At 56.2% G+C, this 14,019-nt stretch carries 18 protein-coding genes and 1 pseudogene; 16 read left to right on the top strand and 3 right to left on the bottom strand.

The annotated features are described in order from the left end of the window. Nucleotides 1–12 precede the first annotated feature (12 nt). The 15 genes and pseudogenes from MJ770_RS10725 to MJ770_RS10655 all read left to right on the top strand — a co-directional run. On the top strand, nt 13–597 hold the full coding sequence (locus MJ770_RS10725; protein WP_239253916.1) for a hypothetical protein: 585 nt from the start codon (nt 13–15) through the stop codon (nt 595–597). Continuing rightward, nucleotides 594–1,211, top strand: a complete 618-nt coding sequence (cobO, locus tag MJ770_RS10720) for a cob(I)yrinic acid a,c-diamide adenosyltransferase (RefSeq protein WP_445083152.1) — start codon at nt 594–596, stop codon at nt 1,209–1,211. Before MJ770_RS10725 ends, cobO begins: the two co-directional genes overlap by 4 nt. After that, nucleotides 1,208–2,497 carry a cobyrinate a,c-diamide synthase gene (locus tag MJ770_RS10715; protein ID WP_239253910.1) on the top strand — a complete coding sequence of 430 codons (1,290 nt, stop codon included), beginning with the start codon at nt 1,208–1,210 and terminating at the stop codon, nt 2,495–2,497. The genes cobO and MJ770_RS10715 overlap by 4 nt, the downstream gene beginning before the upstream one ends. Continuing rightward, nucleotides 2,494–3,147, top strand: coding sequence for a 5,6-dimethylbenzimidazole synthase (gene bluB, locus MJ770_RS10710; RefSeq protein WP_239253908.1), 654 nt, complete (start codon nt 2,494–2,496; stop codon nt 3,145–3,147). The genes MJ770_RS10715 and bluB overlap by 4 nt, the downstream gene beginning before the upstream one ends. Continuing rightward, nucleotides 3,144–3,953, top strand: coding sequence for a cobalamin-binding protein (locus tag MJ770_RS10705; protein ID WP_239253906.1), 810 nt, complete (start codon nt 3,144–3,146; stop codon nt 3,951–3,953). The genes bluB and MJ770_RS10705 overlap by 4 nt, the downstream gene beginning before the upstream one ends. Further along, nucleotides 3,950–4,867 (top strand): adenosylcobinamide-phosphate synthase CbiB, encoded by a 918-nt coding sequence (cbiB, locus tag MJ770_RS10700; RefSeq protein WP_239253904.1) that lies wholly within the window; start codon nt 3,950–3,952, stop codon nt 4,865–4,867. The genes MJ770_RS10705 and cbiB overlap by 4 nt, the downstream gene beginning before the upstream one ends. Further along, nucleotides 4,860–5,867 (top strand): threonine-phosphate decarboxylase CobD, encoded by a 1,008-nt coding sequence (gene cobD, locus MJ770_RS10695; RefSeq protein WP_239253901.1) that lies wholly within the window; start codon nt 4,860–4,862, stop codon nt 5,865–5,867. The genes cbiB and cobD overlap by 8 nt, the downstream gene beginning before the upstream one ends. Beyond that, on the top strand, nt 5,864–7,342 hold the full coding sequence (locus MJ770_RS10690; RefSeq protein WP_239253894.1) for a cobyric acid synthase: 1,479 nt from the start codon (nt 5,864–5,866) through the stop codon (nt 7,340–7,342). Before cobD ends, MJ770_RS10690 begins: the two co-directional genes overlap by 4 nt. Next, complete coding sequence (cobU, locus tag MJ770_RS10685; protein WP_239253893.1) at nt 7,339–7,869, top strand: bifunctional adenosylcobinamide kinase/adenosylcobinamide-phosphate guanylyltransferase; 531 nt, start codon at nt 7,339–7,341, stop codon at nt 7,867–7,869. Before MJ770_RS10690 ends, cobU begins: the two co-directional genes overlap by 4 nt. Beyond that, complete coding sequence (cobT, locus tag MJ770_RS10680; RefSeq protein ID WP_239253892.1) at nt 7,866–8,927, top strand: nicotinate-nucleotide--dimethylbenzimidazole phosphoribosyltransferase; 1,062 nt, start codon at nt 7,866–7,868, stop codon at nt 8,925–8,927. The genes cobU and cobT overlap by 4 nt, the downstream gene beginning before the upstream one ends. Beyond that, complete coding sequence (locus MJ770_RS10675; protein WP_239253886.1) at nt 8,920–9,528, top strand: histidine phosphatase family protein; 609 nt, start codon at nt 8,920–8,922, stop codon at nt 9,526–9,528. The genes cobT and MJ770_RS10675 overlap by 8 nt, the downstream gene beginning before the upstream one ends. Further along, a complete protein-coding gene (locus MJ770_RS10670) occupies nt 9,529–10,266 on the top strand; it encodes an adenosylcobinamide-GDP ribazoletransferase (protein WP_239253884.1) in 738 nt (245 codons plus the stop codon). A 149-nt stretch (nt 10,267–10,415) separates the two neighbouring features. Continuing rightward, the gene (locus tag MJ770_RS10665; protein ID WP_239253882.1) at nt 10,416–10,673 is read left to right on the top strand and encodes a type II toxin-antitoxin system Phd/YefM family antitoxin; all 258 of its coding nucleotides are present in this window, start codon (nt 10,416–10,418) and stop codon (nt 10,671–10,673) included. A gap of 134 nt (nt 10,674–10,807) precedes the next feature. Continuing rightward, a complete protein-coding gene (locus MJ770_RS10660; protein WP_239253880.1) occupies nt 10,808–10,987 on the top strand; it encodes a type II toxin-antitoxin system RelE family toxin in 180 nt (59 codons plus the stop codon). 116 nt (nt 10,988–11,103) lie between these two features. Then, nucleotides 11,104–11,277: pseudogene (locus MJ770_RS10655) on the top strand (MrcB family domain-containing protein); the annotation flags it as partial. Nucleotides 11,278–11,322: 45 nt separating this feature from the next. Here MJ770_RS10655 and MJ770_RS10650 read toward each other — a convergent pair. From MJ770_RS10650 to MJ770_RS10640, 3 genes are all read right to left on the bottom strand, one after another. Next, nucleotides 11,323–11,514, bottom strand: coding sequence for a hypothetical protein (locus tag MJ770_RS10650; protein ID WP_239254105.1), 192 nt, complete (start codon nt 11,512–11,514; stop codon nt 11,323–11,325). 141 nt (nt 11,515–11,655) lie between these two features. Further along, nucleotides 11,656–12,117 (bottom strand): tRNA (uridine(34)/cytosine(34)/5-carboxymethylaminomethyluridine(34)-2'-O)-methyltransferase TrmL, encoded by a 462-nt coding sequence (gene trmL / locus MJ770_RS10645; protein WP_239253879.1) that lies wholly within the window; start codon nt 12,115–12,117, stop codon nt 11,656–11,658. 79 nt (nt 12,118–12,196) lie between these two features. Continuing rightward, nucleotides 12,197–12,889: a ComF family protein gene (locus tag MJ770_RS10640; RefSeq protein WP_239253876.1), complete on the bottom strand. Its 693-nt coding sequence runs from the start codon at nt 12,887–12,889 to the stop codon at nt 12,197–12,199. 80 nt (nt 12,890–12,969) lie between these two features. Here MJ770_RS10640 and bioB point away from each other — a divergent pair, with 80 nt between their 5' ends. Beyond that, nucleotides 12,970–13,983 (top strand): biotin synthase BioB, encoded by a 1,014-nt coding sequence (gene bioB / locus MJ770_RS10635; protein WP_239253874.1) that lies wholly within the window; start codon nt 12,970–12,972, stop codon nt 13,981–13,983. Nucleotides 13,984–14,019 lie beyond the last annotated feature (36 nt).

Genomic DNA, 14,019 nt, shown 5'->3' with positions numbered 1-14,019 from the left:
AAGGAGCTCATCATGTTGACACTTTCAAATCGCAACCAATTTATCATCGGCACCATTTTGGTGATGCTAGTCGTCGCCACCCGCGGCCAGCATATTGCCACCCTGCAAAGCCTGCCCGGAGCTTCCTGGGCGATGTTCTTTCTCGCTGGGGTGTATCTGCGCCCACGCTGGGTCTTGCCAGGATTGCTCGCCCTGACCTGGATACTGGATTTCGCCGCGTACACCTGGGGCGGTGCCAGCGGTTTCTGCATCACGCCCGCGTATGTATTCCTGTTGCCGGCCTACAGTGCTCTGTGGTTCGCTGGTCGCTGGTATGCCGGACAGTATTGCTTTGAATGGCGCACGCTGCTACCGCTGAGTATTGCCATGCTGGCGGGTGGTGTGGTGTGCAAGCTATTTTCCAGTGGCGGATTCTATTTTTTCTCGGGTCGCTTCACTGATCCGACCTTCATCGAGTTTGGCGCCCGACTGGTAAAGTTCTTCCCACTCCACTTTCAACCTTTGGTGTTCTACGTCAGCTGTGCCGCTCTGATTCACCTACTGTTCAGCCTTGCTAGCAGTTCGACCCGAAACCGCAACGTAACCACGGGAGAATGACAATGACAATAAGCACAGACAATAAGGAAGAGCGCCATCGGGACCGCATGCAACGCAAGAAGGCGGTGATCGACGCTAGCATAGATCGCGCCGATCGAGACCAGGGCTTGTTGCTGGTACTCACCGGCAATGGAAAGGGCAAATCCAGCTCCTCCTTTGGCATGGTAGCGCGTGCCCTGGGGCACGGCATGCAGGTCGGCGTAGCGCAATTCATCAAGGGCCGTTCCGATACAGGTGAAGAAGAATTTTTTCGCCAGCAACCGGGCGTGACCTGGCACGTTCTTGGCGAAGGATTCACTTGGGAGACGCAAAACCTCGCACGCGATACCGAGACCGCCCAACGCGGCTGGGCCGTTGCACGGGAGATGCTGTGCGACCCGACTCTGGGCCTGGTGGTACTCGATGAACTCACCTATCCGCTCAAGTATGGATGGCTGGAGATCAGAACCGTGCTGGACGATCTGGCGAATCGTCCACCCATGCAACATGTAGTAATCACCGGCCGCGCTGCGCCTGAACCGCTCATCGAGGCAGCTGATACGGTAACTGAACTGCGCGATACCAAGCACGCATATCGCGCCGGTGTGCGGGCACAGAAAGGAGTGGATCTGTGACGGAACAAAGCTGTTCCGCGTTGTTTGTCGCCGCGCCCGCTTCCGGCCAGGGCAAAACCACGGTCACCGCCGCGCTGGCGCGCCACCATCGCAACCTAGGACGCAAGGTACGCGTTTTCAAGACCGGGCCGGACTTTCTTGACCCGATGATCCTGGAAAAAGCTTCCGGCAACCCGGTCTATCAACTCGACCTGTGGATGGGCGGCGAAGAGCACTGCCGACAACTGCTCTATGAAGCAGCAAGCGACGCCGATCTGATCCTTATCGAAGGCGTGATGGGGCTATTTGATGGTAATCCATCCAGTGCGGACCTTGCTACGCGGTTTGGTATTCCGATACTTGCGGTGATCGACGGCAGCGCTATGGCCCAGACCTTTGGCGCCTTAGCCCACGGCCTGGCAACCTATCGCGCGGATATGCCCTTCGCTGGGGTGTTTGCCAACCGTGTCGCAGGGGAGCGTCATTATGAAATGCTTGCCGAGAGCCTGCCGCCGGGGCTGGTCACGCTAGGCTGGCTGAAACGGGATGCGGATATCACCCTTCCAGAACGTCACCTTGGATTGGTGCAGGCCGCGGAGGTTGGCGATCTGGACGCACGTATCGAGCACACTGCCGCCGCACTCAATGGCGTAAGCAAGACCTTACCAACGCCAGTGACGTTCACTGCATCGGCACATTCCCCGGTCGCAGCTCTGTTGGATGGTGTGCGCATCGCTGTAGCGCAAGATGTGGCGTTTGCTTTTTTGTATCGCGCTAACATCGAATTGTTGCAGGCGCTCGGCGCTAAGCTCACGTTCTTCTCGCCGCTCAATGACGAAGCCTTGCCGCCCGCTGATGCGCTCTATCTGCCGGGGGGCTATCCAGAATTACACTTGGACCAGCTCGCCTCCAACGAAAAAATGAAAGAGGCTATCCGTACCCATCATTCCACAGGTCACCCCATCGTAGCTGAATGCGGCGGCATGTTGTATCTGCTTGAGTCGCTGACGGATACCGAAGGCCGATGCGCATTCATGGCAGGACTGCTTCCCGGCAAGGGCGTTATGCAAACGCGCTTGGCTAATCTGGGCATGCATCACGCGCCACTGCAGGAAGGTGAACTCAGAGGCCACACCTTCCATCATTCACGCGTAACCGATGGCCCAACGCCATCCACAAACTCCGTATCCGCCAGACACCTCGGAACGGGTGAGCCGGTATACCAACAAGGACGGCTGACTGCTTCCTACATGCATTGGTACTTCCCTTCCAACCCTGCAGCGGCCGCAAGATTATTTCTACCATGAACCGATTTACTGAGCAGGAAATCGCCGCAGTGTATCGCGTGATGCGCGAACGGCGAGACATGCGTCATTTCCTGCCCGATCCCGTAGATCCGGTGGTACTTGCGCGCCTGCTCGAGGCAGCGCACCTCGCACCGAGCGTGGGGTTGATGCAGCCGTGGCGATTTGTGCGCATTACTGACACATCATTACGCCGCATGATTCACGCTCTGGTCGATAAGGAACGGGCAGCGACTGCCGAAATCCTGGGTGAACGTCAGGATGAATTCCTGAGCCTCAAAGTCGAGGGCATCCTCGATTGTGGTGAACTGCTCGTCGCTACGCTTATGGACAGACGAGAACAACATATTTTCGGTCGACGCACGCTGCCGGAGATGGACCTTGCCTCGGTGGCCTGCTCCATTCAGAACCTGTGGCTGGCAGCCCGCTCCGAAGGACTCGGCATGGGCTGGGTTTCAATGTTCGATCCAGTCGCGCTCGCGGAGCTACTTCAGATACCCACAGGCGCCAAACCGGTGGCCGTTCTCTGTCTTGGTCATGTAGAAGCATTCTATCCCGCGCCGATGTTAGAGCTGGAGGGTTGGACCCGGGGCCGACAATTAAAGGAGCTGGTATTCCATAACGCCTGGGACAACACCGAGGCGCCGCAATGAACTCGATTACTTCTCAGGGCCCGCAGCGTATCGTCTGCCTCACCGAGGAAACCACCGTAACGCTGTACTTGCTCGGCGAGCAGGATCGCATCGTGGGCATTTCCGGCTTCACAGTACGCCCGCCCCAGGCGCGTAAGGAGAAACCAAAAGTATCTGCCTTTACCAGCGCCAAAATCGACAAAATTCTTGCGCTGAATCCGGACCTGGTATTGGGATTCTCCGATATGCAAGCGGACATTGCGGCGCAACTGATCCGTGCCGGCATTGCGGTACACGTGTTCAATCAACGGTCGGTAGCCGGCATCCTCGATATGATTTCCTTGCTCGGTTCGATGGTCTGCGCCACGGAAAAAACGCAACGTTTGATTGCCGAGCTGCGCGAGGGGCTCGCTGATATCGAGCGCAGTACGACGGCATTGTCACGCCGACCGCGTATCTATTTCGAGGAGTGGGACGAACCACTCATTTCGGGCATTCGCTGGGTATCGGAGCTCATTCATATTGCAGGTGGTGAGAACTGCTTTGCGGAACTCGCTGCATCCCCTGCGGCTAAAGGGCGCATTATTACCGATCCGGAGGAAGTCATCCGCCGTGCACCGGATATCATCATAGGCTCCTGGTGTGGCAAACGCTTCGATACCCAACAGGTGTGTGAGCGTTCGGGCTGGGGCACGATCCCGGCGGTGCACAACGGCTACCTCCATGAAATCAAGTCCTGCGATATCCTTCAACCGGGGCCTACTGCACTGACCGACGGCGTACGACAGTTGCACGCCATCGTACAGCGCTGGGCGGAGAGCCAATGATGACCACTGCGCTGTTGACACTGGCCGCCGTACTGCTGGACTGGCTCTTGGGTGAACCACGCCGACGGCATCCTCTGGTCGGCTTTGGCCGCCTGGTCGACTATACCGAACAAAAGCTTTATGGTGGCTCCACGGTAACATCGCAAGCTCGCCGCATGCGTGGGACATTGGCGTTACTGTTGTTACTCCTGCCCTTCACGGCAGCCGCCGCTGCACTCACCGCGCTCCCCTATGTCGGTATGATTTTCAATTTACTCATGCTCTATGTCGCCATCGGCCACAAAAGCTTGCATGACCATGCCCGGCCTGTCGCGGCAGCGTTACTGAATAACGATGACGATGAAGCGCGCCGCCTGGTCGGGCGCATGGTCAGCCGCGACTCGGCGGCGCTAGACATCAGTGGCGCGACTACCGAATCGGTGTTGGAGAACGGCAATGACGGCGTGTTCGGCGCGTTGTTCTGGTTTGTCATCGCTGGCGGTGCCGGGGCAGTACTCTACCGGCTGGCCAATACCCTTGACGCGATGTGGGGCTATCGCAATGATCGTTATCTGAGTTTTGGCTGGGCCGCCGCGCGCTTCGACGATATGCTCAACTTCATCCCGGCGCGACTCACGGCATTAACCTATGCCGCCCTTGGAAAAACTCGACAGGCCCTGACTTGCTGGCGAGAGCAAGCACCAGCCTGGGACAGCCCCAACGCCGGGCCAGTGATGGCAGCCGGTGCAGGAGCACTGGACATCATCATTGGTGGGCCGGCCCGCTATCTGGGCGAGTGGCATCAGCGGCCCATTCTTGGTATGGGCAAAGCCCCGGGCTTTGCTGACATCGAGCGTGCGCTCAGACTGGTGAGACATGGCGTTTGGCTGTGGCTTGGCGTGCTTGTCGTCGCTGGAATACTCGCCCATGCTTGAGCACGGCGGCCGATTGCGCGAGGCGGCAACGCGTTATGACATACCGCTGGCCGACTGGCTTGATCTCTCCACCGGCATCAATCCTGAGGGCTGGCCAACTCCCCTCTTACCGGCTTCAGCCTGGTCGAGGTTGCCCGAAGAGAATGACGGGCTCGAGCAGGCCGCGCGCGAATATTACAGCGCCGAACATTTGCTGCCAGTGGCTGGCTCACAGGCAGCAATCCAGGCCCTGCCGCAACTGCGTTCGCCCAGCCGTGTAAGCGTCTTATATCCTGCCTATGCCGAACATTCCGCGGCCTGGCGGCGCGCGGGGCATACCGTCATGGCCGTCACCAGAGAACAGCTGAATGAAGCTGTGCCACAATCAGACGTGCTGGTGCTCATTCATCCTAACAACCCTACTGGTGCAAGCTTCAAAGTGGAACAATTACTCGATTGGCAAATGCAGCTCGCTGCCCGTGACGGCTGGCTGGTGGTGGATGAAGCATTCATGGACGTCACGCCTGAACACAGCCTTTGCTGCAACAGCTCCCGCCCCGGATTGATTATATTGCGCTCGCTGGGTAAATTCTTTGGTCTGGCTGGTGCACGAGTGGGTTTTGTATGCGCGCAACCTGGATTGCTAGCGCGACTCAATAACTTGCTCGGTCCATGGACTGTCAACACCCCCGCGCGCTGGGTGGCCACTGCCGCACTCAAAGACCGTGCCTGGCAGAATGGTGCACGGCAACGTCTTGCCCATGACAGTGCATGCCTGCATACGCTGCTCATGCGGCACGGCCTCTCACCCACAGGCGGTAGTGCCCTGTTCCAATGGATACGAACCCATCAGGCAGAACAACTGCATGAGGCGCTGGCGGGCCATGGCATCCTGACGCGCCTGTTCACCAATCCACCCAGTCTGCGCTTTGGTCTGCCTGGCAACAAAAAGGACTGGCGGCGGCTGGCGGCAGTGCTGGATGGTATCGATACTACAAATTTCTCAGGTGCCAACGCATGATTGCTCCCACGTTGATGATTCAAGGCACGACCTCGGATGCTGGCAAGAGCGTGCTGGTAACGGCGCTGTGTCGCTGGCTATCGCGGCAAGGTATCCGCGTCGCACCTTTCAAACCGCAGAATATGGCGCTAAACAGCGCGGTCACGGTTGACGGCGGCGAGATCGGCCGCGCCCAGGCGGTACAGGCACTTGCCTGTGGCCTAGCACCGCACACCGACATGAACCCGGTATTGCTCAAACCCAATTCCGATATCGGCGCGCAGGTGATTATTCACGGCCACGCAGTTGGTAGCATGAACGCATGTGATTATCACGACTACAAGCGTATCGCCCGCGCGGCTGTAATCGAATCGTACCAACGCCTCGCTGCCCAATATGATGCCATCATCGTTGAAGGTGCCGGCTCGCCCGCAGAGATCAATCTGCGGCACAACGATATTGCCAATATGGGTTTCGCTGAAGCCGTGGACTGCCCGGTGATCCTGATCGCCGACATCGACCGTGGTGGCGTATTCGCACACCTCGTCGGCACGCTTGCACTGTTGAGCGAAAGCGAACGGGCTCGGGTCAAAGGCTTCGTAATCAACCGTTTTCGGGGAGATCTGGCGCTATTGCAACCGGGTATCGACTGGCTGGAGGAATATACCGGGAAACCGGTGCTCGGCGTGCTGCCCTATTTACATGGCTTGCACCTGGAAGCGGAGGATGCACTGCCGCATAACCAGCAAACCGAATCTCGAGAGGATGCAGGACGACTTCGCATCATCGTCCCCGCACTACCGCGCATCAGCAATCACACTGATTTCGATCCGTTGCGCTTGCATCCACAAGTCGATCAGCGATTTGTCGGCCCTGACGAGGCCATTCCTCGCGCCGATCTGATCATTCTGCCCGGCTCGAAGAGTGTACGCGCCGATCTCGCCTGGTTGCGCGCTCAAGGCTGGGAAGCAGCGATTCAACAGCATCTGCGCTACGGCGGAAAACTCATCGGCATTTGCGGCGGTTTTCAAATGCTAGGCACGGCGATACACGACCATGACGGCCTCGAAGGAGAGCCGGGCAGTGCCAGCGGCCTGGGATTGCTCGATATGGAAACGACACTGCAATCGACGAAACAACTGCGCAACGTAGAAGGCACACTGATGCTGGACGGTGCGCCGGTACATGGCTACGAGATTCACGCCGGCATAACCACCGGTGCCGCATTGGCCCGTCCGGCGTTGTCCCTCGGCCACGGACCCGACGGCGCCATGAGTGCAGACGGCCAGATTCTTGGCACCTATCTACATGGCCTGTTCGAATCACCAACTGCGAACACTGGCTTGCTCAGTTGGGCCGGACTGCGCAATGCGCAAGCACTTGATTATCACGCGCTTCGCGAGGCTGCTATCGACCGATTGGCGGATGCGGTAGAGCAGCACCTTGAGACAGACCAGTTGCTGGCATTGCTTAGTTCGAATGTGGTACCGAGATGACGCACCTTAAAACTCTGATCCTCGGCGGCGTTCGTTCTGGCAAGAGCCGGTTGGCCGAACGCCTCGCGATCGAGAGCAACTTTCCTGTTACCTATATTGCTACCGCCACAGCACAGGACGATGAAATGCGTGCACGCATTGCGGCACATCGCGTGCAGCGGCCGAACCATTGGTATCTTATCGAGGAACCTATCCTGCTGGCAAAGGTGTTGGAGGAACATGCAACCACTGGACATTGCGTGCTAGTCGATTGCCTGACGCTATGGCTCACCAACCTGTTGATGACAGAAAATGCGATCTTGTTCGAGCGCGAGCGCGCCGCCCTGCTCGCGGCACTGCCACGTCTCGCGGGCAAACTCATCCTGGTCAGCAACGAAACCAACATGGGTGTAACCCCGCTGGGTGAACTCAGCCGTCGCTACTGCGACGAGGCCGGCCGCCTGCATCAGGAAATAGCACAGGCCTGCGAACAGGTGATCCTGACGGTGGCTGGTCTGCCCCACGTATTGAAAGGAGGCCCGCTTTGAGCGAAATCAGCGTATGGCTGCAAGTACCGCCCGCCACACCGGACGACAATGCCAAGCGGGCTGCCGAGGCGCGTCAGGCAATTCTCACCAAACCACCGGGAGCCTTGGGAAGGCTTGAGGAAACCGCAATCCGGCTGGCGGCGTTGCAAGGCACCAAGCGACCATGCGTGGATAAGGTATACATTACCGTATTTGCCGCCGATCATGGCGTGGCGGCCGAGGGCATATCTGCCTTTCCCCAGGCAGTCACTGCCGAAATGGTGAAAAATTTTGCTCGCGGTGGCGCCGCCATCAGCGTGCTGGCTCGCGAACTTGGCGCAGAACTTGAGGTAATTAATCTGGGTACGGTCAATGACACCGGTCCTCTGGAAGGCGTATTAAATCTTCATCTCGGTCCCGGTACAGCCAACTTCTGCCGGGAACCTGCAATGGAAGCAGAGCAACTTGCCCGCGCCCTGCACGCGGGACGCCAAGCAGCCGAGCGTGCCAAGCTTGGCGGCGCACAGCTCTTTATCGGCGGCGAGATGGGTATCGGCAACACAACCACAGCAGCAGCGCTAGCCTGCGCCTTGCTTGATGCCTCGCCTTCACTGCTCGCCGGGCCGGGTACTGGGCTGGATGCGAAAGGGGTAGCGCGCAAGACCGAGGTGATCCGACAGGCGCTGAATCGTCACAGCGAACACCACGGCGCGCCGTTAGAAGCGTTGCGCCGGCTTGGCGGCTTCGAGATCGCAGCACTGAGCGGCAGCTATATTGCCTGTGCACACATGGGCCTGCCGGTGTTAGTCGATGGCTTCATCAGCTCGGTGGCAGCCCTCGCCGCTGCACGGCTTTGCCCCGGTGCCGAAAAGTGGTTTCTTTTCTCGCACGCCTCTGCCGAGCCGGGACATCGGGTGATACTTGATGCCTTGAACGTGCAGCCCTTGCTGGATCTAGGCATGCGTCTGGGCGAAGGCAGCGGTGCAGCAATTGCAGTGCCACTGTTGCGCCTCGCTTGCGCGCTGCACAATGACATGGCCACCTTTGCTGAAGCCGACGTTTCAAATAACAATGACTGAAACCACCACTATTGATCTGATACGTCACGGTGAAGTAGAAGGCGGCAGCCGTTTTCGCGGCAGCACTGATGACCCGCTAACCAAGCTGGGTTGGCAACAAATGCAACAAACACTCGAAGCAGGAAGTGACTGGACACACATCATCAGCTCACCGTTACAACGCTGTGCGAAATTCACCGAATACTGGGCAGAAAAAAACAAACTACCCTACTCTCTGGATAATGGTTTCCAGGAAATGCACTTTGGCGACTGGGAAGGAAAAACTTCTGACGATCTGTCAGCCACCGATCCTGATGCCCTGCAACGCTTCTGGCAAGATCCAAACAAGCATGCCCCGAATAACGCTGAATTACTTTCCGATTTCAGGCAACGTGTACTGAATGCGTGGCAAAGTCTGATTCACCGGCAACAAGGGCAACACATTTTGCTTATCAGCCATGGCGGCCCCATACGCATCATACTTGCAGATATCCTTGAAATGCCGCTTCATGCCTTACTTCGACTTGAGGTGCCACTCGCTGCAATTAGTCGGATCAGGGTTTACCATGCACAGAAACAACCGCCCAGCGCCAGCCTTGTCTTTCATGCTGGGAGTCTGTAGATGCTGCGTCCGTTTATCATCGCCCTGCAGTTATTAACACGCTTACCCACACCTCGACTGCATGAGATCAGCGAACAGGAAATTGGCCGTTCTCTTGTCTGGTATCCGCTGGTCGGCCTGCTCCTCGGGCTAATATTGGTCACGTTGGGATGGCTTGGTAACGGGATGCCCACCGGCCTTCATGCCGCCGTTTTGCTCGCCTTTTGGGTGATGCTTACCGGCGCAATCCACCTCGATGGATTGGCCGACAGCGCCGATGCCTGGCTAGGTGGCCTTGGAGATCGCGAAAAAACACTTGCGATAATGAAAGACCCGTACTGCGGCCCGGCGGCGGTAGTCACCCTGGTCCTGGTGCTCTTGATCAAGTTCACAGCACTGGAACATCTCATCACGACCAAAAATTGGGAAGCTCTGGTGTTGGTCCCGGTTCTTGGCCGCACCGCCCTGGTACTGCTGTTCCTCACTACGCCCTATGTCCGGGAAAACGGTCTTGGTAGCCTGCTGGCAAAGCATTTGCCCCGACGTGCGAGCCTGGGCATAGTTTTTTTCACTTTGGCAGCAATATCCATCATCCTCGGTGTTGACGCGCTGTGGCTGTTTCTTGTCATAGCAGGCATGTTCTTTGCGCTACGCACTCTCATGCTGCGGCGTATTGGTGGCATCACCGGTGATACCGCAGGGGCGTTAGTCGAAATTACCGAAGCACTCGTGCTACTTACCGCAGCTCTGATGAAATAACACAATTTATAAACAGGCGGGACTTGACAGGTAATGTCAAATGTACGGCCTGACCCGAATGGCACTATGATACGTTAGCAACACTTGACTAAAGTTATTTCCTCAAGCTTAATTAGCTCAGTAATATGAGTCAAATAAGGAGCTATAAAATGGCAATGGAAACGATACTTTCCGACCTTTCGGTAAGCATGACGGAATTCAAAAAAAATCCCAATGAGGCACTCAGGGAATCGGGCGGACGCGCTGTCGCAGTGCTCAATCACAACAAACCCGCCTTTTATATGGTGCCGCCGGATTGCTATGAAGCCATGCTGGAAGAGATCAACGACCTGCGTCTCGTGCACGTGGCCAAGGAACGTCTAAAACAAAAAGACCGCGCTATCGAGGTAACGCTGGATGACCTATAGGCAGGACGAGCGCAAGCCAATAGTCAAATTCCGCCTCAAATTTGTTCCGGATGCTTGGCGCGAATGGCAGGCGCTGGACGGCTCAATCAAACAGGCACTCAAACCGCTCCTGGCAAAACGCCTGCAAAACCCGCTTGTACCCGGTTCGCTTCTGCACCGTGCAGTTGGCAGGATGCTACAAAATCAAGTTGCTCAAGCAAGGCTTCCGTCTGGTTTACGTAGTCGAAGACGGCGAGCTGGTTGTGCTGGTGTTGTCTGTTGGCAAGCGAGAAAACAACGCCGCATATCTGGCTGCAGCCAAGCGCATTAAATAAACAGAATGAACTTGGTGTCGATCCAAAATTAGCCCATAGGATTCTCACCTTCTAAATGAAACAATATAGCCCCTTTGCCCAAAGCAACATCTTCTTCTGATCCGGTTAGGAAAATCATGCTGCGAGAAATCCTGAAACGAATTTTGACTGACTGGCCAAATGCGATTCGAGAAGCATTCACGAATCATCCTCTAGCACATGTTATTCGCCAAGAACTTCGAGAGGCAATAAGTTCGATTCTTGCTGAGGAATTTCCAAACTATATTATTTCTGGAAGCGCTGGCGCAGGAAATTGGGCTAACATTCCATGGCTTGTAATATTAAACCCCGCAATTTCAAAAACTGCTCAGATGGTCTGGCAACAATACCCATGCATAAATGACGAAAGGACGCATCACACGCACCGTTTCGATCGAGGCGTGCAATGCGTTACGAATCGCTTCGTCACATAGAATCGACTGCCGCCGATAAGCGCGACCACCGTAAAGAAATAGCTTGAGCCTGCAACCATTGCGCGGCGATAACACGGCTAACTGTTTACTCCAAAATGACGAATCCGCGTGGGCACAAAACCGTGTCCACCCTACAGGGCTCTGCCAGAGTTGCCGGTCGAGTTATTCGCGCATTGAACATAGTCAAGTAGATACTGTCCTTAATGCGACTATATACTACCCTCCCGCAAACCCGCACTGACGCCACGCTTCAAACACTGCTACTGCCACTGTGTTGGATAAATTCAGGCTGCGATTATTCGGTAGCATCGGCATGCGCAAGCACTGCTCCGGCGTTAACGATGCCAATATATCCACAGGCAAGCCACGAGTTTCTGGCCCGAACAGCAAGGCATCACCAGCCTGATAACATACCTCGTGATAAGGCTGTTTGCCCTTGGTCGTGTATGCAAACAGACGCGTACTCGGCAAAGTTTGCAGGCACGCAGCAAGGTCGTCGTGTACACGCAGATCGGCGTATTCGTGATAATCCAGCCCGGCGCGCCGCAATTGTTTGTCATCCAGCGAAAACCCGAGTGGCTGGATCAAATGTAGTTGCGCCCCGGTATTAGCACACAGGCGAATGACGTTCCCGGTATTGGGTGGAATCTCAGGCTGGAAGAGGATCACATTAAACATTAGGGGAGCTTCCGTTTAGAAGTTATGCGCATCTGACAGGGGCTAGAAATCACATGACAAGCGGGTGTGATTATAAATTCTACGAAGTTGAATGCGGTAATGTCCGTGCAATGGCCCAGGCACTGATTTCACGCGCCCCCGCCTTGCGCAAGGTCTGCGCCAATTCGTTCAGCGATGCACCGCTAGTCATTACATCATCGACTATGGCAACATGCTTGCCCGAAAAATCCTGCGTGCACATGAATGCATGGCGCATATTCCTGCCTCTATCTGTTCGTGATAATGCCGTTTGTGGCGGCGTATCGCGCTTGCGCTGGCAGGCATTCAGCAGTGCGGGAATATCCAACTGTCGCCCAATATGCCGCGCCAGCTCAAATGACTGATTGAAACCACGCGCGCGTAAACGCATCGGGTGCAATGGCATTGCAACAAGGCAATCAGGGCGCACCGCAATACGCTGTGCCAGTTTGTTCGCAAGCTCCTTAGCCAAGACCAGCTTTTCATTATGCTTCAGCGCCTGCACTAGCTTGTTGAGCGGGAAAGCGTAGGCGAAGACGGCCACTGTGCGGTCGAAATGTGGCGCTTGTTGCAAGCAATGACCACAAGTTGCGCCATCGTGCGTAGGCAGGGCACACACCGGGCAACATGCAGCAGTCAGATAGGGTAAGTCAGCATCGCAAGCGGCGCACCATACACCATTGCGGCTAGCTGTGCCGCACAGAAAACAGGGTTGCGCGGGCAGGGCCTGCCACATTTTTGTGCGGATGTTCAAAAAATGATGCGCCAAAATTGACAAGATTGCGCCCTTTCATGGATGATGCCGAACCATTGTAATTCATTAGACTGCAAGCCATGACGACTCACACCGTTCAATTTACCCGCCCCTCCAAACCCTCGGTACCGTCTCAACCATCAAGCAAGGCGCAATGCTGGAGCCTCGCCCAAGTTGAGGCGCTATTTAAGCTGCCGTTTGCCGATTTGCTCTATCGCGCACAGCAAGTGCATCGAGAACATTTCGATGCCAACGCGGTACAGTTGTCCACTTTACTGTCCATTAAAACAGGCGGCTGTCCCGAAGACTGCGGCTATTGCCCCCAAGCTGCACGCTATGATACCAGCGTGAAAAGTCAGGCATTGATGGAGCTTGACGACGTGCTGACAGCTGCTCGCGTTGCCAAGGCCGCTGGCGCAACTCGCTTTTGCATGGGCGCTGCTTGGCGCGGCCCCAAGCAGCGAGATCTGGACCCGGTGCTGAGCATGGTGCGCGAAGTGAAAGCGCTGGGGTTGGAAACCTGCGCTACCCTGGGCATGTTGAAAGACGGCCAGGCCAAGCAGCTAAAAGACGCTGGATTGGATTACTACAATCATAATCTGGACACCGCGCCTGAGTTCTACGACGAAATCATTACCACGCGTGATTATCAAGACAGACTGGACACGCTGGAGCAGGTACGCGATGCTGACTTGAATGTATGCTGTGGTGGTATTGTTGGCATGGGTGAAAGCCTTAATCAACGCGCCGGCTTGGTCGCACAACTAGCCAACCTGGACCCTTATCCTGAAAGTGTACCGATCAACCTGCTGGTACAGGTAGAAGGTACGCCGCTGGCCGACACCAAAGCGCTGGATCCGCTGGATTTTGTACGTACCATCGCGGTGGCGCGCATCACTATGCCCAAGGCGCGAGTACGATTGTCTGCCGGGCGACAACAAATGAGCGAAGCGGTGCAGGCTTTATGTTTTCTCGCAGGTGCCAATTCAATATTTTATGGCGAGCAGTTGCTTACGACCGGCAATCCAGAGGTGGAGCGCGACCGCGTGCTACTCGACAAATTGGGAATGTATTCCCTTGCGGCAAAAAGTTAAAGTGCATTGAACCCATACAATCCTTTAGACTTGATT

It is taken from the genome of Candidatus Nitrotoga sp. M5, assembly GCF_927904885.1.
Lineage (GTDB): Bacteria > Pseudomonadota > Gammaproteobacteria > Burkholderiales > Gallionellaceae > Nitrotoga.
Note: the sequence above shows the minus strand (reverse complement) of the source record. Positions and strands in the feature narration are given on the sequence as shown.